General features: G+C 66.9%; 32 protein-coding genes. All 32 read right to left on the bottom strand.

The annotated features are described in order from the left end of the window. Positions 1-2,343, bottom strand: coding sequence for a hypothetical protein (locus tag BLU32_RS04015; RefSeq protein WP_093805100.1), 2,343 nt, complete (start codon positions 2,341-2,343; stop codon positions 1-3). Next, a complete protein-coding gene (locus tag BLU32_RS04010; protein WP_093805099.1) occupies positions 2,340-2,570 on the bottom strand; it encodes a hypothetical protein in 231 nt (76 codons plus the stop codon). Before BLU32_RS04010 ends, BLU32_RS04015 begins: the two co-directional genes overlap by 4 nt. Further along, entirely contained in the window at positions 2,567-3,082 is a 516-nt protein-coding gene (locus tag BLU32_RS04005) for a hypothetical protein (RefSeq protein ID WP_093805098.1), read from the bottom strand. The genes BLU32_RS04010 and BLU32_RS04005 overlap by 4 nt, the downstream gene beginning before the upstream one ends. After that, positions 3,079-4,050, bottom strand: a complete 972-nt coding sequence (locus BLU32_RS04000) for a phage tail tube protein (RefSeq protein WP_093805097.1) — start codon at positions 4,048-4,050, stop codon at positions 3,079-3,081. The genes BLU32_RS04005 and BLU32_RS04000 overlap by 4 nt, the downstream gene beginning before the upstream one ends. 14 nt (positions 4,051-4,064) lie before the next feature. After that, positions 4,065-4,274, bottom strand: a complete 210-nt coding sequence (locus BLU32_RS03995) for a hypothetical protein (protein ID WP_093805096.1) — start codon at positions 4,272-4,274, stop codon at positions 4,065-4,067. 26 nt (positions 4,275-4,300) lie between these two features. Next, the gene (locus tag BLU32_RS03990; protein ID WP_093805095.1) at positions 4,301-4,753 is read right to left on the bottom strand and encodes a hypothetical protein; all 453 of its coding nucleotides are present in this window, start codon (positions 4,751-4,753) and stop codon (positions 4,301-4,303) included. Beyond that, positions 4,743-5,399, bottom strand: coding sequence for a DUF6441 family protein (locus BLU32_RS03985; RefSeq protein ID WP_157727486.1), 657 nt, complete (start codon positions 5,397-5,399; stop codon positions 4,743-4,745). The genes BLU32_RS03990 and BLU32_RS03985 overlap by 11 nt, the downstream gene beginning before the upstream one ends. Beyond that, positions 5,396-5,710, bottom strand: coding sequence for a hypothetical protein (locus BLU32_RS03980; RefSeq protein ID WP_093805093.1), 315 nt, complete (start codon positions 5,708-5,710; stop codon positions 5,396-5,398). Before BLU32_RS03980 ends, BLU32_RS03985 begins: the two co-directional genes overlap by 4 nt. Before the next feature lies 1 nt (position 5,711). Beyond that, positions 5,712-6,083: a hypothetical protein gene (locus tag BLU32_RS03975; protein ID WP_093805092.1), complete on the bottom strand. Its 372-nt coding sequence runs from the start codon at positions 6,081-6,083 to the stop codon at positions 5,712-5,714. Positions 6,084-6,147: 64 nt separating this feature from the next. Continuing rightward, complete coding sequence (locus BLU32_RS03970) at positions 6,148-7,179, bottom strand: major capsid protein (protein ID WP_093805091.1); 1,032 nt, start codon at positions 7,177-7,179, stop codon at positions 6,148-6,150. Positions 7,180-7,236: 57 nt separating this feature from the next. Further along, the gene (locus BLU32_RS03965) at positions 7,237-7,593 is read right to left on the bottom strand and encodes a head decoration protein (RefSeq protein ID WP_093810551.1); all 357 of its coding nucleotides are present in this window, start codon (positions 7,591-7,593) and stop codon (positions 7,237-7,239) included. A 58-nt stretch (positions 7,594-7,651) separates the two neighbouring features. Beyond that, positions 7,652-8,170 (bottom strand): hypothetical protein, encoded by a 519-nt coding sequence (locus tag BLU32_RS03960; protein ID WP_093805090.1) that lies wholly within the window; start codon positions 8,168-8,170, stop codon positions 7,652-7,654. Between the two features lie 30 nt (positions 8,171-8,200). Beyond that, positions 8,201-9,037 (bottom strand): S49 family peptidase, encoded by an 837-nt coding sequence (locus tag BLU32_RS03955; RefSeq protein ID WP_093805089.1) that lies wholly within the window; start codon positions 9,035-9,037, stop codon positions 8,201-8,203. Then, on the bottom strand, positions 9,034-10,647 hold the full coding sequence (locus tag BLU32_RS03950; protein ID WP_093805088.1) for a phage portal protein: 1,614 nt from the start codon (positions 10,645-10,647) through the stop codon (positions 9,034-9,036). The genes BLU32_RS03955 and BLU32_RS03950 overlap by 4 nt, the downstream gene beginning before the upstream one ends. Before the next feature lies 1 nt (position 10,648). After that, entirely contained in the window at positions 10,649-10,879 is a 231-nt protein-coding gene (locus tag BLU32_RS03945; protein WP_093805087.1) for a hypothetical protein, read from the bottom strand. A gap of 3 nt (positions 10,880-10,882) precedes the next feature. Continuing rightward, positions 10,883-12,898, bottom strand: a complete 2,016-nt coding sequence (locus BLU32_RS03940; RefSeq protein WP_093810549.1) for a phage terminase large subunit family protein — start codon at positions 12,896-12,898, stop codon at positions 10,883-10,885. A 5-nt stretch (positions 12,899-12,903) separates the two neighbouring features. Next, positions 12,904-13,578 (bottom strand): hypothetical protein, encoded by a 675-nt coding sequence (locus tag BLU32_RS03935; protein WP_093805086.1) that lies wholly within the window; start codon positions 13,576-13,578, stop codon positions 12,904-12,906. A 248-nt stretch (positions 13,579-13,826) separates the two neighbouring features. Next, positions 13,827-14,447 carry a hypothetical protein gene (locus BLU32_RS03930; RefSeq protein ID WP_157727485.1) on the bottom strand — a complete coding sequence of 207 codons (621 nt, stop codon included), beginning with the start codon at positions 14,445-14,447 and terminating at the stop codon, positions 13,827-13,829. Between the two features lie 28 nt (positions 14,448-14,475). Then, positions 14,476-15,840, bottom strand: a complete 1,365-nt coding sequence (locus BLU32_RS03925) for a MarR family transcriptional regulator (RefSeq protein WP_157727484.1) — start codon at positions 15,838-15,840, stop codon at positions 14,476-14,478. Beyond that, complete coding sequence (locus BLU32_RS03920; protein WP_093805084.1) at positions 15,837-16,532, bottom strand: helix-turn-helix domain-containing protein; 696 nt, start codon at positions 16,530-16,532, stop codon at positions 15,837-15,839. The genes BLU32_RS03925 and BLU32_RS03920 overlap by 4 nt, the downstream gene beginning before the upstream one ends. Further along, positions 16,529-18,289, bottom strand: coding sequence for a DNA cytosine methyltransferase (locus BLU32_RS03915; RefSeq protein ID WP_093805083.1), 1,761 nt, complete (start codon positions 18,287-18,289; stop codon positions 16,529-16,531). Before BLU32_RS03915 ends, BLU32_RS03920 begins: the two co-directional genes overlap by 4 nt. Further along, positions 18,286-18,825, bottom strand: a complete 540-nt coding sequence (locus BLU32_RS03910; RefSeq protein ID WP_093805082.1) for a hypothetical protein — start codon at positions 18,823-18,825, stop codon at positions 18,286-18,288. Before BLU32_RS03910 ends, BLU32_RS03915 begins: the two co-directional genes overlap by 4 nt. Next, positions 18,825-19,514 carry a hypothetical protein gene (locus BLU32_RS03905; protein ID WP_093805081.1) on the bottom strand — a complete coding sequence of 230 codons (690 nt, stop codon included), beginning with the start codon at positions 19,512-19,514 and terminating at the stop codon, positions 18,825-18,827. The genes BLU32_RS03910 and BLU32_RS03905 overlap by 1 nt, the downstream gene beginning before the upstream one ends. Further along, positions 19,514-19,696, bottom strand: coding sequence for a hypothetical protein (locus BLU32_RS03900; RefSeq protein WP_093805080.1), 183 nt, complete (start codon positions 19,694-19,696; stop codon positions 19,514-19,516). The genes BLU32_RS03905 and BLU32_RS03900 overlap by 1 nt, the downstream gene beginning before the upstream one ends. Next, positions 19,696-19,989 (bottom strand): helix-turn-helix domain-containing protein, encoded by a 294-nt coding sequence (locus BLU32_RS21595; RefSeq protein ID WP_157727483.1) that lies wholly within the window; start codon positions 19,987-19,989, stop codon positions 19,696-19,698. The genes BLU32_RS03900 and BLU32_RS21595 overlap by 1 nt, the downstream gene beginning before the upstream one ends. After that, entirely contained in the window at positions 19,986-20,300 is a 315-nt protein-coding gene (locus tag BLU32_RS21590; RefSeq protein WP_157727482.1) for a hypothetical protein, read from the bottom strand. The genes BLU32_RS21595 and BLU32_RS21590 overlap by 4 nt, the downstream gene beginning before the upstream one ends. Then, the gene (locus BLU32_RS03890) at positions 20,297-20,617 is read right to left on the bottom strand and encodes a helix-turn-helix domain-containing protein (RefSeq protein ID WP_093805078.1); all 321 of its coding nucleotides are present in this window, start codon (positions 20,615-20,617) and stop codon (positions 20,297-20,299) included. The genes BLU32_RS21590 and BLU32_RS03890 overlap by 4 nt, the downstream gene beginning before the upstream one ends. After that, on the bottom strand, positions 20,602-20,937 hold the full coding sequence (locus tag BLU32_RS03885) for a hypothetical protein (protein WP_157727481.1): 336 nt from the start codon (positions 20,935-20,937) through the stop codon (positions 20,602-20,604). Before BLU32_RS03885 ends, BLU32_RS03890 begins: the two co-directional genes overlap by 16 nt. 11 nt (positions 20,938-20,948) lie before the next feature. Beyond that, on the bottom strand, positions 20,949-21,200 hold the full coding sequence (locus BLU32_RS03880) for a hypothetical protein (protein ID WP_093805076.1): 252 nt from the start codon (positions 21,198-21,200) through the stop codon (positions 20,949-20,951). Continuing rightward, positions 21,200-21,634, bottom strand: a complete 435-nt coding sequence (locus BLU32_RS03875) for a hypothetical protein (RefSeq protein WP_093805075.1) — start codon at positions 21,632-21,634, stop codon at positions 21,200-21,202. Before BLU32_RS03875 ends, BLU32_RS03880 begins: the two co-directional genes overlap by 1 nt. After that, entirely contained in the window at positions 21,634-21,906 is a 273-nt protein-coding gene (locus BLU32_RS03870; protein ID WP_093805074.1) for a hypothetical protein, read from the bottom strand. Before BLU32_RS03870 ends, BLU32_RS03875 begins: the two co-directional genes overlap by 1 nt. Then, positions 21,903-22,394, bottom strand: coding sequence for a hypothetical protein (locus tag BLU32_RS03865; protein ID WP_093805073.1), 492 nt, complete (start codon positions 22,392-22,394; stop codon positions 21,903-21,905). The genes BLU32_RS03870 and BLU32_RS03865 overlap by 4 nt, the downstream gene beginning before the upstream one ends. Between the last annotated feature and the right edge of the window lie 180 nt (positions 22,395-22,574).

The following is a 22,574-nucleotide window of genomic DNA, read 5'->3' as shown; positions in this document are numbered from 1 at the left end:
TCAGGTCAACCCGTTCGCGCGGTTGAGGCCGAAGGTGCCGCCGATGGCGTCGCGCAGCGGCCCGCCCTCTCGCATGTTCTTGGCCAGCGCCCGCTCCAGCGGCTTGACGATCACGTCGATCTGCATCCCGCCGGAGGCGGACCGGCTTTCCCGTGTCTCCGCCGTATGGCCAGGCGGCGTTATCACATTGACGACCGGCGCCGGAGATACGGTCGGGCGGGCGCTTGCAAGCGCCCCCAACCCGCGCAGCGTGTTCACAAGGTCGCCCTGCATCGCGCGGGTCATGACGTATTCGTCCTCCAGCGCGATCACCGGCCGCTCGCCGGGACGCAACCCGCCGCCTTCATGGCGGCGCGGTGCACCGTCAAAGACCGACGCCGACACATTGCGCGTCGGGCCGGCCCCGCCGACCGGGCCGCCCTCATGACGCACCGCCGCCGTGACGCCGCCGCCGAACAAGCCGGAGACGAAAGAGCCGATCGCGCCGAAGATCCCGCCGGATCCACTCCCGCCGCCCAGCATTCGGCGAAACTGTGCATTGACGAAATCCCGCATGATCTGGCGGGCGAGCGTCTGCAAGGCATCGCCGAGGTTCTTCGCCTCGAAGATCGCGTCGGTCAGACTGTCCGCGATCCCGTCGGACACCTTTTCCATGGTCTCGCCAAAACTCTTGCCGGCCCGTTCGGCGAGCGCGATTTCGGCCGCAACCCGGTTGGCTCCGACCCCATTTGCCGCGATGTCCTTGATGCGCCGAAGCGCCTCTTCGGTGTCCTCGGCGGCGGCGAGATACTCGCGCATCGCGATCACGCGCGCTCGTTTCGCCATCTCGGCGCCCTGCCCCGGCGCGGCCTGGTCAAAGGTGCCGCCGGCCTGCAGTTCCGCGATCCGCGCCAGCCGCTTTTCAAGGTCCTCCGCCGGCGTGCGCGCCGCATCGAGCAGGCGAGTCACCTCGCGCAGCATGGCCACCGATTCCTTGTCGGACCCCGTCTTGGTCTTTCGGCCCTTGTCGATCAGCTTCTGCAGATCGGCTTCCGCCTTCATCCGCGCCATCGCCGCCTCGCTCGACGTCAGCGCGCCGGTGGTCTCGAGACGGTCGATCTCCGCCATGACCTGCGCGCGCTTCTCGTCGATCGTCAGCAGCCGTTCGCGCCAGGCGGCCGCCTTGGCACGATCCTCGGCGGTCGGCCCGGTTTCGATGTTCGCTGTCGACGGACTTGCGACCTTCTTGCGCGCCTCGAGTATCGCGTCGATCCGTTTGATTTCCGCGTCAATGCCGGCAATCTCGCGCTCGACCGCACCGTCCATCAGACCGCCGAGCGTGGCCAATCCGCCGCCCTCCAGATCCTTCCGCAGAGCATCACGACGCGCGGAAAGATCCTCCAGATGGGTCTCGAGCGTCGCGGTGCTGCGGGTCTCCATCTCGCGAAACAGGTCGCTCAGATACCGCGTCGCCTTCGCCATCTCCGCGAAAAGTTCCAATGTCGAGATCAGGATCGGCGCGAGATCGACAAAGGCCTGTTTCAGGTTGATGTCGATCACCCGCGCCGCGACGCCGAACTGGTTTTCCATCTCCTCGGCGCGCTTCAGCATCTGTTCCTCGACGACTACCCCGAGATCCTTGGCGCGCCGGATCAGGTCGTCGATGCTTTCGCCCGTATCGGCGAGGATACGGACCAGGTCCACATTGCGCTGCCCGAACGCAGCCGCCGTCAGCGCGGCCCGCTCCTCGGCGCTGACGAGATCCTGAACGGCCGCGGCGAGAAGCTTCAGCCGCTCCTCGCCGGTCGCGGCCGCCTGAAACTGCGCAAGCAGTTCGGGATTGATCTGCTTCAGGCGCGAATAGAGCGTGCCGGTCGCGTTCGCCGCTTCGCCGGAGCGGGTGGCGAAGGTCTGCAGCGCCACATTCAGGCTTTGCTGGGCGATGCCCTGCTCTTCCGCTGCGAGTTGCAGCGCCTGGAAGAGATCGGTCGACAGCCCGAGCGTTCGCGCGCGCTTCGCCAGCGCATCGAAATCCCGCACGGCATCGCGCGAGATCGCCAGCGCTTTGGTGAAGGCAAGCCCCAGCGCGCCGATACCGACCGCCGCCGCTGTGCCGGCCGGCCCCAGCGCCATCAGCGCCGTGCCGACCGGGCCGGCGGAATTGGCAAGACCAGTCATGCGGGTCTTGAGCTCGCCGACACCGCTGTCGACCGCCTTGAGACCGGCGCGCGCCGGCTTGCTCGCCTTCTGGATCCGGTCGAGCGCCGACTGACCCTCCGCCCCGAACTTCTTCAGCTCGCGCTCCACGGCCTTGCCGTTCAGCGCGACGAGACGGATGCCGACCTGGTTGCGTTTCGCGCTCATGTGTCTTCCCTCGTCGACAGCCCGCTCAGCACGCCGGCCTCGAATGCCGCCAGACAGGCACCGACCAGATCGCGATCGTGGTTCTCACCCGCCATGCGTTCCCGCACCTCGCCCGCCGACAGGCCGGTCGCTCGCCCGCTGAACCCGTCGACGCGCCAGCACCCCTTCGCGGTGGCCGCGCGCAGGACCGCAATTCCTTCACCGGTGCGCGGCTGGTTCGCCGTCATCGGGCACCGCGCTCCGCAGTCGTCGCCGGTCTCCCGGCATCCCCGGCAGTAGTCCCCGCCGCCCCGGCCGAGCCAGTCTCCGAGGCGGCGAAGCCGTTTCCCTCATCGCGCTCCAGCCGCACGGCCGAATAGGCTTCCCGCTCGAAGGCATCCTTCATGCCCGGGTGAAGCAGGAAAAGACCGATCGAGGCGCGGTTGAAGGGCTGCGGCTCGCCGCTTTCGTCCGCCACGCCCTCCCAGCTCTCGACGATCTGTTCCATCAAGAGCGCCGCCGTCAGATAGGACGACAGGCCCAGAAGCTTTTCCGCGTCGGTGTCGGTGCCGGGCAGATAGTCTCCGAGACCGAAATCCTCGAGCGTGTCCGGGGCGGTGAACAGGGCAGCAAGCACCCGAGAGGCCTCGCCCTGCGCCTGGTCGATATCGATCGAGGATGCCGGACGCATGGTGAGGGAAACGCCCGGCGCGATCTCGCGCGGGCGCATCGTGCGGTCGATCTTCGCCAGCCGGATCATGCGTAGGTCGCAATCTGGTTGGTGACGGTAACCGTCATCATGGCGGCCGCGGCGGACTGCTCGCCGCGCCAGTTCAGATCCGCCTGCAGCCCGCCCGGACCGCTGATCGGTGCGAAGGCGCCTTTCTCGAACCGCACCGCCGGAAGCGCGAAGACGATCTTCGCGTCGGCGGCACTGCCGAATTCCAGCTCGATCGCCACCGGATCGCCGGCCGTCATCAGGTCGAAATAGGTCTCGTCAACATAGCGCAGCTGCATCGCACCGGTAACCGTGGCGTCCTGATCGAGCAGATAGCCCGACGGATAGGGCGTGCCGTTGATCGAGGCATCCTCTTCCGGGTTATTGGCGTAGGTGAAGGATCCGCCAAGCACATGTGCGGCGGATACGCCGTTGATGCGCAGCACGGCCTGCGCCGCCGAAAGCGGCGAGCGGGCAAGGATCGCGGCGGGCGCGCCACCGACCGTCGCTGCGGTCTTCTCCTGGTTGCGCCCGACGATCGAGACGGTCGCCTGCCGGAACCCGCCCGCCCGCGTCCAGTCGAAGGACAGTGACGATGCGAGGCAGCCGACGTTCTGGAAGAACGCAGCACCCGCGCGCTTTTCGAACTCGATGGTGCGATAGGGCAGCACCTCCCCGCCGGAAGCGAAGGCATGCTCATAGGGTCCGGCTCCGGTCGTGACCGGCGCACCGAGAAGCATGGTCAGCCAATAGGCGAAGTGGTTGACGTCGACCGGCACGACGATGTCGCCGGCAAGCGAGGCCAGCCCGTCCGCAGGCGCGGTGGCGTCGCGATTGTTGTCGCGCGCCGTGCCGAGAATGGCGTCATCCTCGAACGGCGAGGTCTCCGCGAGCGACTCCGAGTAGAACAGCGTGCGGATGTAGTCGACGGGCGCGAGCGTCGCGAAATCCGCCTGGGTTCCGAACAGAAGGTTCGCGGTCTTGCCGCGGGGCGTGGCTGCGGTGGGCATGGGTATCTCCTCGATCAGGACGGTTTGGCGGGGCGCTTGCCGGCGATGGAAAGGTCAAGATCCGTGGCACGGCGGGCGGAGGATGCGGTTTCAAGCTCGGAGGCCCTGTCGAGGTCGACCTCGACGACCGCGCCACGCGGCCCGAGATCCTCGACATCGGTCAGCAGGACGAGCGGCAGGGTTTCGGCGGCCGGTTGCGGCGCACGACGGCGTTTGACTGTCATGATGATTCCCGTTTTCTGGTGTCCGGTCAGACCGGACGGTCGGCGATGAACTCGGCCGCGATCGTCAGTGTCGCGCCCTTGATGTTCGGTACGCCGGTCTCGGCAAGATTGTCGCGCTGAAGCTCGACGATTTCCCAAAGCGAGACCGTATCGCCAAGCGTCGGATCGGCTCCGATCGCGTCGACATGGGTATTCACGATCGCCGCGAGCGCGGCGCGGCGCTCGGCGTCCGTTGCGGCATGCACAACGATCTCGACCAGCGCCGTCTGGCGCAGCTCGTACTCGAAACCGCCGCCGAGCGACTGGTCGATCCGCTCGACATCGCCGTCGACGAAATTCGCCCAGGCGCTCGCACCCGCCTCGACCACCTCGAGCGCGCTGTCCAGCGTCTCGTTGCGGCGGAGCTCCGGCACGGCCAAAGCCGCCGAGGCAGCGGCGAGCGCCGCATGCATCGCATCCAGCACGCCGTCACTGACCATCCGACAACCCTCCGATGATGCGTTTGGTTATGTACTCCGGCGCAAGGCGAACAAGCCCGCGCTCGACCGTGTCGACATTGAGGACCCGACGAAGGCGAACCTGCTTGACCAGCACATACATCAGCAGCGGTTCCGCCTTCGGCTTGCGACGCTTTCCGCGACCGCGCGCGAACCCTTTGTCCGCAACCGCGTAAAGCACCCGTCGACCACGGCCTGGCGGTGCAAACACCCTGAGACTGTCCATGCCGAACTCGTCGAGAAAATCGTCCATCGACATGCGCTTGCGCCTTGCACCGCGCTTTCGTGTCGGCGGCGCAAGATCCGTCGGGATCGCAAGCCACCCACCGCTTGCCTTCGACCGGATGGGCCGGCCTTCAGAAAACGCCCGCACGATATGCGGCGCCTTGCTCCAGATGGGGCCGGCCGGCTCGAAGGTTTCCACCTTGGCGCCCGGATAGACCTTGCCGCGCCAGGTCTTCGAGAGCCGCTCGCCAAGGCCGGCGCGCGTCACCTGCTGCCGCAGGCGCCTCTTGCCCAGATCCGTCAGCGCCTCCATGCCGCCGCGAATGCCTTTCGCGACCGCCGTCTTTTCGGCGTCCAGCGTTTTCTGCAGGTTTCCGACGAGGGCGAGTTTCGTGTCGGTCATCGCGCATCCACCGCACAGGTCCATACAAGCCGATAGCGGTCGGCCTTCCTCGGCCGACCGGCCACCGTGAACGATTGGCCGGAGGCGGCGAAGACACCGCCCGCTTCCGGCGTCAGATCGTCGACAAGCACCCGCACCTCCGGCTTGCGCCCAAGCGGCCCGCGCTCCGAGAAGGCGACCGCTTCCTCGCCATCGCGCACTAGCCGAAACCGGATACCGACGGCAGCGCCGCCGGGCGGCGTGTAGGTTCCGTCGATCCCGAATTCAGCCATTGCGGCCTGGGCGATCTCGAGCGCGATCTCGCGGCTCATGTCAGACCTGAAGCCCTTCGGGATTGGGCTGCTTTGCCTCTTCCATCGCCGCCGCGCGCTCATCGGCCGTGACATCGTAGCCGAGCGCCCGCTCCAGCGCCGCCATGGACGGCAGTCCGGCTTGCGTGAAATCCTCCTCCGGATCGAAGCCCTCGACCGCCTGAAGGATCGCCTTGGTGAGCGCATCGCCGGAGGGCTTCGCCGGGCGTTTCGGTTGTGTCTCGGCGGCGGGCGACGGCATCTCGCGATAGCGGGCGCGCAGGTCCTCCGCAGTGGACGCGTCCACGGAAACGGGCGTGCCGGACGGAAAGGTTTTACCTCCCATAACCACCGTAACCGGCAGGTGCAGGGTAACGTTCTTCGATTTCGACATGACTGAACCTTTCGAAAAAGCCGGGACGCACGGAACGCGTCCCGGACACCGGAAACAGAGTGCGTCAGCGCACCATGATGAAGGCGGACCCGTTGGCATCCGACGGCACGGGCAGCGGCGCGGCCTGTGTCATCAGGAAGGTGATCGACGGATTCTGCTGATCCCACATCTTCGGGAAGCGCTGCATGGACCGAAGCGCGAGATTGTCCTGGATGGCGCCATAGGTCATCATCCCGTCGTGTGCCTGCGGCGCGACGAGACCGCAGCCGAAAGACGGGAAGAAATCCAGAACGTTGCCGTCGTCGTCCTCGTACTTCTGGGTGTACTGCCAGAAGTCGAACATGCCGATGGAGCCGAGGTAGGCCGCGACCATGTCCTGCGCGCCGGTCGCGACCGGCCCGAGCTCCATCGAGCCCGACGCCTGACGGCGATTGTCGAGAACCTCGCGCACGTCGGCGTCGGCTTGAAAAATTTCCGCCGCCTCGGCGCCGAGAACAACCTGCGTCGCGGACGCCCCCGAGGCCACCGCGACCTCGGTCGCCCAGGCGCGAAGATTGGGCAGAACCTTGACGTCGGACTCGCCCCAGCGCGACGTCGTCAGCAGATGCTTGGTGAGACCCGCATCGCGACCGAAGTCCACCTCCTGGGTCGGATAGTCCTCGCCCTCGACGATCACCTTGCCGGTCTGCAGGATCTGGGCGCACATCCATTCCTCGCGGCGCGTGATCTCCTTTTCCTGATCGTCGAGCTTCTGCATGGTGTTGCGCTGGAAGCGCTCCTCCGGCGAAAGATCTCCGGCGAAACGCTCGCCCTCGAGGCGCACGAAGTTTTCGTTTGGCGAAATCTCGTCGAGCGGCTTGACATAGGCCGGCTCGAAGGTGGTGACCTGCCGCCCGCGCGAGCGACGGGCCTTGCCGGCAACGCGCGGGCTGACGAAGGGCGCCAGCTTGCGGCGCATCTTCAGCTTGTCGAAGGCAATCTCCGAGGTCGTGAACTGGATCTCGTTTGCGAAAAACGTGTTCTTGAGCCATGCGGTCGGCCGATCGAGCGTGTCGAGCACCTTGATCAGCGCGGTCGTGGAATAGAGACGATCCATGATCGTGACTCCTTGTATATCGATTGAAACGGCCGCGCCGGCCGGCGCGGTTGTGGATCAGGCGCGGCTGCGCATCGCGAGCGGGAGCCCGGCGACGCGCCAGGCCGCCTCGACGCTGTCGGCATCGTGACCGGTGCCGAACGTGAGCTGGTCGGCGGCGAATTCGCCGGAGAACAGCACCGGCGCGACGACATCCCCGCCGGTCGTGTCGACATCGACGGCAAGCACCGGCCCCGGGTCCTCGGAGCCATCGCTCGATGCGGCGAGCGAGGTTGTGTATTTGTCACTCGCCGTGATGCGCCCGAGCACGGTACCCCGCACCAGCGTGGCGCCGGTGAGGATCGTGACGCTGCGCTGCATCTGCGGAAAATCGCCGGCGATCAGTCCGCCGGGCTGATATTCGACCTTGGCCATATCGGCCTCCATTCATGATGATTGATACAAGCGGGAGGCTCTCCTCCCGCCGATGGGATCAGCGACGGCGTTCGCTGCGCTTCTTGGCGCGCTGCTCGGCGGCAGCGACCAGACCCTGGTCGTGCGCGGCAAGTTTCGGGTCGGAAGTCGACGCCGCGCCGCCATCCACACCCGGATTGCGATCGCGACCGGCCATGGCTTTCGCCAGCCCCCCGGTGCGCGGCGCGGCCTTGAGCAGGGCGACGGCCCGCTTTTGGGTGAGTGCGCCACGCGCCACATCCTTGGCGAGACTGGTGGCGAGCTTTTCCCGCCCCTTCGCTTCCGGCGAGCTCATGACGGCGATCGCAGCGAGACCGGCGGAGGCATTCTCCTCACCGTCCTCCTCGTCTTCATCTTCGCCGTCTTCGCCTTCGGCCACTTCCGGCTCCGGCTCGCCTTCCTCCTCGTCTTCGACTTCGGACTCGGCTTCCGCCTCCTCGGTCTCGTCTTCTTCCTCCTCAGCGGCCTCCGCGCTGCCACGGGCAGCCGGAGCCTTGGACGAGCCAAAGAGATGGGCCAAGCGACGCTGCTTGCTCATGTCCACTTCCTTTTCGGTTGTTGCGAAGTTTCAGGCCGGCACTGCCGCCTGTTCCAGGATCCGCGCGAACGCTTCGTCCGGCGGGAGAATGCCGTCGATCAGACCGAGATCGAGGGCCTCACGGATACCGATCGGCCCGTCATAAAGACGGGCCTCGGTGGCGAGCACGTCGGCTGGCGAGAGCGCGCGGCCGGCTGCGACCTGCTCGGCGAAAAGAGCGCGATAGGCATCGACGGTGGCTTGCCAGTCGGCCTCAACCTCCTGCCCAAGCGGCGCGAAGGGAGCGCCGGACGTCTTCCACTTGCCCGACTTGACCGCCGTAACGACGATCCCGCTCTTTTCCAGATACTTGGAAAGATCCATGTGCAGCCGATAGACGCCGATCGACCCGACCGCGGCCGTCTGCGGAGCGGAAATCCCGGCGGTGCAGGCACTGGCGATGGCATAGGCCGCGCTGGCGCACAGGCCATCGACCACAGCGAACAACGGGATCTCTCCGGCGACATCGCGCAGCCATTCGACGAGCTCGAAACAGCCGGAAACCAGCCCGCCCGGACTGTTGATCGCAAGAGCGATGACACTGATCGCCGGATCCCGGCGCGCTGCATCGACCGCGAGCCGAATGCAATTGTAGCCCGTCGCCCATTCGGCGCCGTGAAACGGCAGATAGTCGAACAGACCGCCGCGCACTCCGATGACGGCGACAGGGCCAGCGACCTCGTAGAGCCGCGCACCCGACTCGTCGTCGATCCAGACCGCCCCCTTGATCGTGTCGGGGCCAGCCGCCAGACGGGTCAGACACTCGACAAAGCCCCCCTCCGCACCATCCGCAAGAGCGACGTGTCTCTGGGTTCCCAGCGTGATCATGTCGCCTGCCCTCCCGTCTGCGCGCCTTGCCCCGCCGGTTCGTCAGTCGGCGCTGTCACGCCCATGTCAGTACCCGGATCGGACAGGCCGAGGCGGCGGCGGTCCTCGCGCTCGCGGGCCAGCTGCGCCAGAATGGTTTCGTAGTCGCTGCCCTGCTCAGCGCTCTCGCGCTCCAACGTCGAGATCTGCGCATCCATCCGCAGGACAGCCGCCTGCGCTTCCTTGACCGGATCGATGTAACCGCGTGCCGGGCCAATCCACTCTCCCCGAAGCCAGGCCGCCGGCGCCTCGTAGAAGTCTCGAGCGCCTTCCGGGAGCGCGATCCGCCCGCTGTCGAGCGCTTCCTCGAGGAATGCGTAGTAGATCAGGTTCGCAGCCGACCAGGTCAGGATCGCGCGCAAGCGGGCCACGCCGCGCCAGACCTCGTTCAGCGCTGCGCGGGCCGAGGAATAGTTGACCTGCGACCAGTCCATCGAGAGCTGCTCGTAGGACACCCCGAGCGCCGCGGCGAAGGCCTGCAGGAACGCCGTCTGAAACGCGGGATACCCCGCCGTTTGACGCGGCTGGGTGTTGAGATCGAGGCGATCGGTCGGAAACAGGGTGATGAAACGGTTTTCATCCATCACTCGCGCGGACTGCTGATAAAAGTCCGCGCGTTGTGCGTTGAAGAGGTCCCAATCGGCAACCGCGCTTTCCTCGCCAAGCCGCTCGGCCGCGTAGTCCGATCCCATTTGCGTATAGATCGCACCGACGATGGTCGCATTGATCGCCGCCGTCTTGACCTCGGCTTCGGAGTAACGCGAGAGCATCTTCAGCTTGATCAGCGTCGACACAAGCCGGGACACGCCCCGGGTCTGTCCGGGGCGCTTCTTGTCATAAACGTGCAGGACCTTCGGACGCTGCGCGAAGCCGAGATCGTCCCACCGCGGGATCCGCTCCCAGGTGGTCGACCGCGCGCCCCGCATGAACACATCGCCGGGATGCGCGCGCCGAATGTGATAGGCGACCGGCTCCCCGTCCTCGTCTCGTTCCACGCCACCACAAAGGCGGTCCGTATCAAGTCCGTTGTGCGGATTGGACAGACGATCAGGGTCGATGACCTGCATCGCAGTTGCGAAAGGCCAGCCCGACCGTTCCTTCCAGCGCAATACGCAAAGGCTCTCGCCCGTCGTGACGAACTCACGCGCGATCAGTCCCATGATGCCCGCGAACGGCAATTGCCGCTCGGCGTCGCAGCGGAAGGTCGGGTCCTCGGCATACCCTCGCCACTCCGCCTGGATCTGTCGACCGAGCTCGCGCGCCGCGTCCTCGTCGATCCCCAGTGCCAGCGCATCCGGCTTGGCGTTCAGCCGGAAGGTGCCGCCGACCAGCATGTCGACCTGCTTGTCGATCCCGCTCGACACCCAGCCCTCGTTCCGCTCCAGATCGCGAATCCGCGCAACGGAGGTGTCTCGCGCATCCAGCCAGGAGGCGTCGGCCGACAGCAATGACGGATGCCACCCCGACAAGGCCTGAGACGGACGAGCGCTCGCATAGGACTGCGAGACCGACGCCGTCGCACCCGTCGTGTCGCCGGCCTTCACGCGAATGCGGGGTTTCACTGTGACCATGTCAGCTCCGGAATGCCGCGCGCACCGGGCCGAGGCCTGACGGTGCACCGGTCAGTTTGGAAAGTTGCAAGCGCAAGCGCACCAGCTCCTGCTCGATTTCCGCCATCGTCGCGAGTTGATAGGTCACGCTCCCCTCATCGGACGATGCGGCGGTCCGCGTGCGACCGAGCAGCCGGGATCGTTTCGCGGCTTGAAGCTCCGCGATGGCGGTTTCCAGTTCTTGGCGTGTCATGAGCTACCTGTTGTTCAGCCGGGCGAGCGCATCGAGGCTGCCAGGGGTCCGCGCCTTGCTCGACCGGACGGTCGGCCCGTTCGGACGCGCGGCCTTTGTCTTGCCTGCGGACGCGACCGCGCGCCCGTCGCTTGCGGTCGGCTCGACGGGAGCAGGAGCAAGCGGAAGCTCCTCGAGATCGAGTTGCTGCTCGGGCGGCGCGATTTCGCGTTCCGCCTCGAGCTTGTCCCAATGAGTCTCCGCCATCGACCGGACCCCGAAGCGGATCGCCGCCGCCTCGGCCTGGTTCATCGTGTCCAGCGCCTCGTTCGCCTGTGCGGAATCCTTTTCCCAGACGTAGACCTTGAAGCCGCTGCGCAGCTTTTTCTCGACGCGGCGCTCCGACGTGAGCTGGCGGTAGTACTCGTCCTCGAGACCGCGCGGCAATCCGACGAAGCCGGGCTCCAGCGGATCCGTCTTTCGCAGGTTCGCATAAAGGGCCATTTTGAAGACCGCGCCGTTGAAATTGTAGAAGCGGCGCGAGTACCGCTTCAGCTTGCCGGTCTTCTCGTCGGTTTCCTTCTTGACCCGCTGCAGCAGCGGGGCCGTCTCCGACCGCGCGCCGCGCACCATGATGACCCGGCCCGCCGGATGCCGCCGGACCCACTCCCAGACCTCCGCCGTGTAGGCATTGCCGTCGATCGCCACCATGTCCACCAGCAGGCGCTGTCCGAAGACATTCGGCCAGTCCTGCTTCAAGAGCGTGTCCAGCTTCGAACGCGTCGCGTCCTCGCGGATATGCCCCGCAATCACCCCATAGTGGATGACATATCGCTGCTTGTTGCGGCCCCATCCGACGAGGTGCCACTCGACCCGATCATCCTGACAATCAATCCCGAGGGTCGTGACGAGCGCACCCGCCGGCACGACACCAAGCGGATATCCGTCCGCTTCGGCCCGATCTCTCAGCCCCTCCCAATCGGGCGCGTCGCCCTCGGTGACATAAGCTTCGCCGGCCTGGTCGTTAAAGAAGACCTGCTCGGAAGCCGGCTCCCCCTTGGCCTTGATCCAGGCACGCGCGATGCGCTCCCAACTGGTGAGTACAGAATAGGCCGCCCAGATCCAAAACGACCGGTGATGCCGGCGCGCCTTCGGATTGTCGGCCCGCCACTCGAGCCGCGCGAGCATGCTCGGGCGATGATGCTCCTGAATAACTCCGCCGCAATCGGGATCCTCGCAGACAAAGTGCGCATCTTCCGGCGCGTCCTCGTCCAGGTTCTCCACCATGCTCGACCAGGTCAACACCTGCATGTGCCCGCAATGGGGACACGGCACATATGGCTTTTCCTGACTTCCCGCCTGATAGTTCCGCGTGATCCGACAGCCGGGCATAATCAGCGGCGTCGAAAGCTTCAGGATCTTCGCGAACTCGAATCCGTTCGACCGGCTGTCCGCCTGGCCTTCCGGATCGCCGGCGGAATTCATGTCCCACTTGGCCAGATCGTCCTGGAACTGCCGGCGCATGCTGACCTGAGACAGAGAGGCCGGCGAATTGGCGCCCGAGATCTGGATCGCGCCGCGCCCGTCGCGCCGCTCTTTGTAGAGAACCGAATCCGATCCGTCCCGGGAAGACATCGGGAAGAGATGCCGAAGGCTCGCCGTGCCCCGCAGCATGGGCGAAAGCTTCATTTTCGACCAGCGTTTCGCGTTCGGCTCGGTCGGATGCACCACCAGGAAGTCACCCGGATCCATGGCGATCGATCCGCAGGTGTAGATATTCGCGACAACCGTCTTGCCGATCTGCGCGCCGCCCATCAGCGTCACTATCCGGCAAGGGTCCTCCGGCGAAAGAGCGGTCAGCACCTCGCTGAAATACGGAAACAGGTCCGGATTGTACGGACCCGGAAACGAGCTTTCACGCTGCGAAAAGACGATGTTTTCCTTGGCCCAGGCCAGATAGTCCACCGGCGGCGGCGGCGTCATCACCTCGATGAAGGCTTCCGTCGCCACGTACTCCGCATTCGCCGTCTCGACGATCATGTGCGTCACGTTGGCACCTCGTCTTCCGCCTCGAGCACGGTTTCACGGATCTTCGGCATTTCCGCCAGCTTCTTTCCCGCGCGCTCTGCAGCCGCTGTCCTGATCTTCCGAAATTCGGAATGTAATTCGTGCAGCACATCGCGCTGCGGAAGTTCGAACTTCGCCGCAACGGCGCGCGCCATGTCCGGCAGTCCGCCCTCGAATGATTGCAACACCGCGGCGGCGATAGACGACATCTGCGCGCGCGCCGAATCGGTCTCGATGAATCGACCGCGCCGCGCCGCCTCGTCCTCGGCGGCCTTGCGGTTCTCGATCTGCACCTTGCGCAATCGCTCGCGCTTGATCTGGCCTTCGATGGTGTCGTCGGGGCGCAATACCTGGGGGAACTCGGCTTCCGCCTCGCTTCCGCTGGATGGCAACACCACCTGATCCACGTCAGTGTCAAAGCGGGCATCGATTCCGTTTCCGATCTGCTGACCGATATCGAGCCGCTCGCGAAGCTGTGCCAAGGCTCGAGCGACCCGGACCTTCACCCCGCGCTCGCCCTTGACCAGCGCATCGCCGTCGATCTTGCCTTCCTTGATGTAACGCGTGACCCGGCTCCGGTGAACGCCGCGCAGACGCGCGAATTCCGCAGCCGACACGACACGGTCGTCTGCTGGCGCGGTCACCGTTGCCATCACACCTCATCCCGGTTGTTGCGGTTGCGTTGCGCCCTGCGCCATGTGTTGCGCCATGGCTGTTGCGTTTGTTGCGGCTTTGCTTTTGCCGTCAGACTGGCGGACCCAAACGCTAAGTCCGCCCGTATTGGTTCTAGCGCCAGGAAGGACCCGCTCGCCACCACCCACGAAAAAGCCCGGTCGGGGTTTCCCCCGCCGGGCGCAGATCTTCACTGTGCGTGAAAGATGCCTCTCTACTGCTGCAGTTGTCAAGCCCGCCGTGCGTCGTGCGGCATCGCGCGGGCGTCCATCCCGAGCACCTTGGCCGCGTCCGACAACCCGCCGCGCAGCAGCCGCGAGACATGATCGCGCGTCTGTCGACTGCACGCGCCGTTGCGGCGCGCCGCCTCGTCGTCCTCCATGTCGATCGCGACGGCGGTCACGCTTTCGCCCTCGGCAATGACCCTCTGCATCACCGCCCAGGCTCGCGCGCCGACCTCGATGCGCACCGCCCGAAGTTCGCGTTCCGAGGCCTGCGCGCCCCTGTCGAGGTCCGGCGCCACGAAACCGCGCCCGCCGTCGACCCGCTCGACGCGCCAGTCCATGGCCCTGACCAGCGATCCGCCCGCCGCCTGTTGCCAGAGATCGGCAAGCCTTTGCGCGGCCATCACCTCGACCCGCCCCAGCGCGCCACGCGTATGCAGCCGCAGAATCGCACCACCCCGCAACAGCGCGTCCCGCTCGCGCCGCACCGAGGCCGCCGCCTTGCCGGTTGCCTTGGCGGTCGCATCCGGCGCGGGCCGCGCCGTCAGCCCCAGCGGATCGCCCTGCCGTCGCGCCCGTATGCGGCTTTCCGCCAAGGCCCGCATCGTCCGTTCCGCTTCGCTCATTGCCATCGCCGCCACCTTTGCCATCGCCTCACCCGCTCGCCCGTTTCGCCACGGCCGTCTCGCCGCCGTCGCCCGGCCCGTCGCGCGCCGACCAGCCCAGCACATCGAAAGCAAAGGCCTGCCAGATCGCCGCCTTCTCTTCCATCGCATCCGCCATAGCCCGAAGCGCAGTGTTGAGCGGGCTGTCGACGGTTAGTCGCTCTCGCCGCACATCCCGCGCTGGCAGCCACTCGTCCCGCTTCTCGCGATAGCGCTCGACGGTCGTCAGGCGGTGCCACGCGGCGACGTCCTGGGCGAGCGCTTGCACAAGCCCGTCACGCGCGGCCATCTCCAGCACCGCCCGTGCCGAGGCATGGGACAGAAAGGCCCGCACCGCGTCATCCGGCAGCCGGGCCGACGGCTTGCCGCCATCGGCCGGCGCCGGACGCACGGCCGGCATGCGCACATGCACGAACCGCCGCTCCTCCAGATACGCACCAAGCCGGGACCGCTTGCGCCCGGCCCTCGCGGCCTCGACGCGATACCGCTCGGCCCGCTCCACCGCGTCGCGCTTGTCCTGTGCCGACAGTGCGTCCCAGGCCGACCGGATCCGCTTCTGGCTTTCGCTGTTACCGCCCGGCCAATCGGTCACGAGCCGGTCGAACGCCTTGGTTTCCGCCGCCTTCCGTGCCGCCGCACTCCGGTCCGGTCCGTCGCGATCCTCCGCATCCGCCTCGCGCTCCCCTTCCGGAGCCCCGTCGCCGGCCGTCGCCCTGCGCTCCGCCCCCTCGTCGTCGGCCTCCCGGCCTTGCCCGTCGCCCGGAGGCGGATCGTCCGGCAGGTCGGTCGCCCCGATCTCCCCCGGCGTTTCCGCTTTTTTTTGCCTTTGAGGTTTTTTTTGATCGTTAAGAATTGGGGTCGTTAGTGGTGTGCACCCAGAGTGAACAGGGGGGTGTGCACCCAGAGTGCACAGGGGGGTGTTCACCTGGTGCACAGGGGGGGTGCCCGTTTCGCCCGCGTCCGGCCCGTTTTCCGCGCCCGAAACCGCCGCCTCTTCCGCCGGATCGGGATCGTCCTCGATATCGATCTCCGGCGCGGCCAGCACGTCGTCGACGTCCATGCGCACGCGGTAGCTCGAGGCCGCGCGCCCGCCGTCCGTGCGCCAGTGCGTGCGCGTTTCCAGATAACCCCAGTCGACCAGGCGGGCGATGGAACGCGTCACCGTGGTGCGCGACACGGCGATGGCCGCAGCGAGCTTGCCCTGGTTGAGCCGGCACCAGCCGTTGCGGTCGGTGTGCCGGCCGATCAGCCCTAGAATTTGCAGGTCGCGCCCCTGAAAACGCGGATCGGTGACCGCGCAGGCCGGAATGATCGAATAGCGCGGCCCGCCGCCAGGCGCCGGAGATGTCCTCACAGATCGCCCTCCCCGGACGCGCGCCGCCACCGTGACAGCCGCTGCTGCACGGCATCGCGAGACAGCCCCACGACCTCGCCCACGTCGGCTGCGGACAGCCCCATTCGCTCGGTCAGCGCTTGAATAGCCACGCGCCGCGCCCGGCGCGCCTCCGTCCCGCGCCCGCCGCTTGCGAGCGCTTCCGGCGCGCAGCCGTTTTCCGCCAGCACGCGGGCGAGAAACGCGTCGATCCGCTGCCGCCGCTCGGCGCGCGCCTGCCAGCGCTTGACGCCGTGCAGGACGGTGGTGTGGTCGCGGTTGAACACGCGCCCGATGCGCGAATAGGACAAGCCGTGCTCGACATGGAGCGTCCACCAGATCTCGTGCCGCGCATCGGTGATCTGTGAAATTCGCGATCCCGCGAGCACCTGTGCCCGTGTCACCCCGCGCCGCTCGACGACGTCGCAGATGACGTCCTCGACATCGACAATCGTCACCTCGCGCGTGACCGGCGGAAGCGTCTCTGGCGCAGGCGGCGCGGCGGACGGCACGCGGCAGGCAATCACCCTGTGCGTCGCGGAAAGATCGCGCCCGCGCATCAGCCGCCGCTGCACGACCCGCAGCGCCTGCGCGGTCTCTCGCGCGCGCTTGGCCTGCAGCACGGCCGCGATTTTTTCTGGATCGGCGGGCGAGACGATAACGGGCGCGGTCATTTGCGATCACCCGTTATCCGGATTGGTTCGCGCCCCTCGATTGGAACGTCCACCGACAGCGCAATCGTGAGCGGCTGCACCCAGATCGGGTCGGCCGAAAGCATGAAGGTCTCGCCCGTCCATGCGAGCAGCAGCGTGCGCCCCATCACGCCGGCAATGACTTGCGCCGCATCCGACGGAACAGCGTTGCCGATCCGCTCCCGCCAGGTGCTGTCGGAACTGCCATCCATACCGAACTCTGCCCACTCTTCCGGATCGAACAGCGATTGCAGCGCCGCGAGCTCCAGCGTGGTGAACGGTCGGTGCCACGTCCCGTCCAGCGCCTCGATGCGGCAGGTCAGCCGCTCGTCGGGTGCCGGCAGACAAGAGACCGGATCGCCGTCGATCGACGCCGGCCGCGGATCGGCCACGGACCAATATCCGTTGTCGAGATTGCTGGACGAGGCCACCGTCTTGCTATGCTGATCCCACCGCGCCACCCCGTAGTGGCCGCCACCTTCGAAATGCTTGCGACCGCCGGCAAACCCGGCCGGCCGAGGGTCGGCAACGGCAAAGGCGCCCTGCCCGGTCGTGCTGCCGGCGATCACCGTGCCGCATGCCTCGTCGAACGCGGTCACGCGATACTTGCCGCCCCCCTCGAAGCTGCCAGAGGCACGCGGGTCCGCAACGGCGTAGCAGCCCTGCCCGGGCGACTTGACGTTGATCACCGCGCCTGAGGTCTCCCCCCACGGCCGCACGCCATACTGCCCGTATTCGCCGGCGCCGGCCGGCGCGCGTGGATCAGCGACTGAATAAGCTCCATTGGTCGGCGAGGAGCGCCCTGCAACCGTGCCGGCCCTCTCGTCCCACCTGTTCACACCCAGCACACCGCCCCGCATGTCCGGCACGATCAGGTAGTCGGTCAGATGCCCGTTCTCGACCGCCAGCTTGTTGAGCGACCGCCAATCGGACCCGGCCTCGACAAAGGCGAGCCGCACCCATGTCTTCCACTGCAGCCGTGGAAGCCGGTGCATCGGATGGACAGGATCGCCGCCGGGCACCGGCAGCTTGCCAAGCACCTCGCCAACGCCGCGAAGCGGGCGTTTCGGCGGTTCGTAAAGAAACGGCGGCACCTTCTCCCGATGGCGCGCGACCAGGAGGAACCGTTTGCGCGACTGCGCCAGCCCACCCAATTCGCCGCAATCATGCGTCGTCTCGGCATAAGCATAGCCGTAGGCCTCGAGCAGCGCCTGGATCTTGTCCAGAAGCGGGCGACCACGGTTCGCGATGCGGGGCACGTTTTCGAACAGAATGAACTCGACCGGATCGTCCTTGTAGGCCTCCAGCGCCAGCCACACGGCCCGCAAGGTGAGTTGGTTGAGCGCCTGATATTTGAGCGCCTTGCTCGCGGTCTCGGAAAGCAGCCCGGAGAACCCCTTGCACGGCGCCGAGACGAACCAGATATGCGGGCGCTCATTGCCCATTGCGCGATGGATGTCCGCCGGCATCGCCTCACGCCAGCCCTCCGGCGGCTCGGCACCGTGAAAGGCGCGGTACTGCTCCAGATCCATCAGGTCGAGGACAGTGCCCCGGCATCCGGCGAACCGCTCGAAATCGCGAATGCCGGCCGGGTCGACGTCGATGCCGCCGATATTGCGGAAGGTCGCCGCCAGGTTCCCGACGCGAGCGTTCGCCTTTCGGAAGCCCCGCGCGCCGAAGCCGGAGCCGCAGCAAAGGTGACCGACACGGATTTCAGTCGTGAGATCCAGGCTGTTCATGCCGCCCCCCTCAGAAACACCGGCCCGGTCGTCGCCACGGCGCGCGCGTCGAACAGGTACCAGCAGCAATTGTCGGTGGAGGCATGACGCGAGTGCCGGAACCATTTGACCCGCCCCACGCTGACGATGGCCTGACACCGCCGCAGGCGGCTTGCGGCAAAACCCGTGTGCATCCAGTCGCTGTCGAACAAGAGCCATGTCGGCGCGAGGCGCGGCAGCACATCGATGAGTTCGTGCAGCAGCTCGCGCATCCAGGGCGGATTGGTGATGATGTAGTCGGCCCCGCGCAGGGCCTCCGCATCGAACTTTCGCGCGTCCAGCCGCTCGACGCCCGGATACCGTGCCTCGACGTCATAGCGCCCCCGGCAGTCATGCCCGGCCCGCATCAGCGGCCCGACGAGATCACCCCAGCCGACGCAGGGCTCGACGAAGGACGCGCCGGGCGCAAGCCACGGCAAAAGCCGCGCCACCGGCTTGGGATCGGTAGTGCGATAGAGATCCTTGTCGATCCGGTCGAAACGGCTGCGCTTCCCCATCACGCTGCCCTCCCTTCTTCGCGGATCGGAGGATCGCCTTCGATGCACTCCCGCGCCCGGAGCGCGGCACAAATCCCGCGCGTCAGTTCCTTGCCGGAACACATCCAGCGGAGGTCTTGCATCATGCTCGAGCGTGTCGAACGCCGACCGGTCGAAAGCCGTTGCGCCACGCACAGCGTCGCAAGTTCGGCGCGCCACAGCATGTCGAGCGCGGCACAGGGCAGCGCCACCATGTGATGCTGGACGGGCAGATCCCAACTGCCGAGATAGTCGTAGTTCGGCCGGAGCGCCCGCGCCCGGAGCGAATAGACCCAGGCATTGCCATGGTTGAGCCGTACCGGGTCGGTTGGGAGGATCTTGAGATAATAGGTTCCGTCGCGCTCGTAGTGCGCGGCATGGACGTTGGTTTCTTGCTCGACGAGGAACTTTTCGTGCAGCGCGACGAGGCAGTGATGCGCCACGCTCTTCATTGCGGCCATCTGGTCCGGCAGACGGTCAAGCTTGTCGCGCTCGGACTTGATCTCGACCGCGACGATCTCCTCCAGCCCCACGGCGATCACATCGGCCCGACAGCCGCTTTGCTTGACGTTTATCTCGTGGATGATCCGGGACTGCGGTCGTATCTCACGCAGCCGCGCCACGACGGCTTCGCGGATTTCAGCCTCCGCAGGGCTGCGATAGGCCGGCATCACTCCACCCCCGAACGGCTGAAATCATTCTTTGGAACGTTGGTGCAGACGTCCGCCGCGCCAACGAAGAAGACAGCGACGTCGGCAATGAGCATCAAGGCTCCCCACGCCACGCACCCGACAAGAATGAGAACGGCACCGGCAAGAAGTGCCCTTTCGATACGTGCCCAATACTTCCCCATCACCGCGCCTCCCGCGTGCGCCAGGTCTTCGGCAGCCCGTGCCGGTCGGCATGCGCGTGCGCGCCATGGCTCACCGTCGTGTGGTCGCGGTTGATCACGCCGGCCACGGTCGGACAGGACAGCGTGAGTTCGGCCCGCAGCCGGTACATCGCCTCCTGCCGCGCCCGCACGATCGTCGTCCCCCGCGACCGCCCGCGCAGGTCCGCGACCGTCAGGCCGTGCCTGTCCGCCACCTCACTGAGGATTTTTTGCGCCGGCGTCAGCGCCAGTTTCCGAATGTCGTAACCGCTCACTGCAAGGCCTCCCGTTGGAACAGATCCGCCGCCTCGGCATGGCGCGCCGCCCGCCGTCGCGGCCTGGACGCGCGCAGCGCCTCGCCGAATGTCTCGACCTGCCGGCAGCGCCGCCGCAGCTCTCCGAGCGCGGAGCGCAGCCGCAGGTTCAAGTGCCCGTTGCGCGCCTTGAGATCCGCGATTTCCGCCTCGCGAAAGGCCGCCAGCGCGCGCCAGTACCAAAGCTCCGCGCGCCGGTCGTCGGGCCGCTTTTCATGCGCCGCGCGCGCCCGGCCCAACTCCCGCGCCAGATCGTCGAGCGGCGCACTCATGGCGCACCGCTCGCGTGTTTCACCGCCCGTTCCCCGTGAAACACCCCGCGCGAGACCTTGTGAAACCCGCCCTCGCGCCGGTGCAGCGCGATGGCGTCCAGAAGCGCGAAGGGGTCGACATCGTGCAGCCGGCACAGCCGCAGGAACGAAACGGACGAAACCGGCTTGCCGTGTTCCGCGTGGCTCACCACCCGGCCGGAGGTTCCGGCGGCTTGAGCCGCCTCGCGCACGGTCAGGCCGGCGCGCTCGCGCGAACGGCGAAACGCCTTGCCGATCAGCGCCAGCGCTTCCGCCTCGCCGCTCATGGCAGCCACCATGCGAGGAGCGCCTGGATGAAGACAAAATGGGCGGCGGCAAAAAACATGCCCCGCCCGAATTTCTCATCCGCCAGCGCGCGCCAGTACTTGCGCGAGATCTCAAGCCCGCGCCTCTCGGCTTCGATCTCAAGCCGTCGCCGTTTTAAAGCCGGAACCAGTCTTGCGCCGCGCGCCATATTTCGGGAACAGACTTGCAGGTCGCGCAATTGCTCGGCGGTATAGGTAACCGTCACCGTGCCACTCTCGCCCGCACCGAGCGCGTAGACCTTGAGCCGCTTCGAATACTCGTCGAAAATTTCGACGACCCTTTCGTCCGTCATGACCTCGCCGCTCAAGCCGCAGCCCTGCCGTCATGCCGCGTCGCCACCCGCGCCGCGCGCCGCAAATCCCGCTCCGTCAGCCCGCACCACAGACCGGCGGTCCAGAAATCCCGCTGACCGACGAACCGCCCCGCCACGATGGCCCGCACGGAAGGCGGGGCATCGGCGAGTGCGATCTCCATCGTCGCCAGCCGGATCGTGATGAAGAGCCGCAGCACGCACAGAATGTGCGTCCGCGCCTCCGGGGTGAGCCGCGCGCCCATCAGCCCGCACCCTCCGCCTTTTCGGCGCGGTCGATCCGCTCGATTTCCGCGACGATCAACGCTGCGGCCTTGACCAGGTCGCGTCGGCGGTCGGCTGGCTTCCACCATTTGCGAGACCAATCGTGCGGCCAGATATCCAGCAGCATCCTGTCGTTCGCGATCGAATAAATCCCGGACACGAATTTGCGGTGGCGTTCCTGCATCGTGGCGCCATATGCGTAGGCAGCAGCCGCTCTCGCCAACTGCCCCTCGTCGTGTCCATCGTCATGCTCTGGCGTCCAGCCCTCTTCGGTCTCCTGTCGAGTGCGCTCGGCGAGGACGTCCAGCGCAGCCTTTCCGAGATCATCGGGATCGAGCCAGCCAGCGTCGGTCGCATCGTCGCGCCAGTCCGGGCCATAAAAATCATCAGGGGTTCCCCATGCTTCCCAGCCCATCAGCCCGCACTCCAGATCGAGGAATGGATCGCCTGAAACCGGGGCACCCGCGCCGGGCGCGGTTTCGTGTCGTCGTCGGCGCGACGTCCCGCGCGGCGCTTTTGCACCGTGTCGAACAGCCGCGCGCGGCAGTCCTTGCACCAGCTTTCGCCGGCGCTGCGCACCGGCGCGCCGCAGACGAATTTTTCAGAAAGCGGCACGGGCGTGTCGCCCCACAGCGGACGCTTGCACCGGCCCGCGCCGGCCTCGGTCAAAAGCACATGGTCCGTCATGCGTCGTCCTCCAGCACCTGCGCGGCATGGCTTTTCAGCCGCACCAGCGCGTCGATTGCTTCCGCGAGATGATCGAGGATCGCGTGTTCCGCGATCTCGGCGGCATCCACCTTGCCGTCGTCGGCGAGCGCCGCGCAGATCCGCGCGGCGGCGTCGCCGCCCTTGCGCACGGCTTCGCCGACCTCCACCGCCCAGGCCGAGCCTTCGCCCGGCTGCGGCAGCGGCACGAAAGCCCCGCCCGCCATCCGGCACAGGCCGATCAGCGCCACCGGTCCGCCGTCCAGCGTCAGATCCATCAGCACGTCGAGCGGCATGTGGATGTCGCGATACTTTTCCGTGCGGGCGTTGCCGTAATCGGAAAGCGTCTGCCCGCCGACGCGGGTGATCGAGGCGGCGGATTCCTGCCCGTGACAGGCCTGCACCTGACGGCGCGCGAGCCCCTTGATCGCGGCGCGCTGGTGGTCGCTGGTGGGACGTTGAAGTGTCATGCGCAGGGCTCCGTAACTTCCGCGCGCGTGCGGGAAAGACACAAGCGCGCGACCGGGGCACACTCGTCCCATGATGAAAGGACACCGACCCGAAACACCCGCCCGCGCCCGCCTGCGCGCCGCCCTGCGCGGATTGATGCGGACATCCGCACTTGCCGCCGCGAACGCGGCTGTGCTGCG

This window comes from Stappia sp. ES.058, from assembly GCF_900105595.1.
GTDB lineage: Bacteria > Pseudomonadota > Alphaproteobacteria > Rhizobiales > Stappiaceae > Stappia.
The sequence above is the reverse complement of the archived record's forward strand: the minus strand, read 5'-3'. Positions and strand labels throughout refer to the sequence as shown.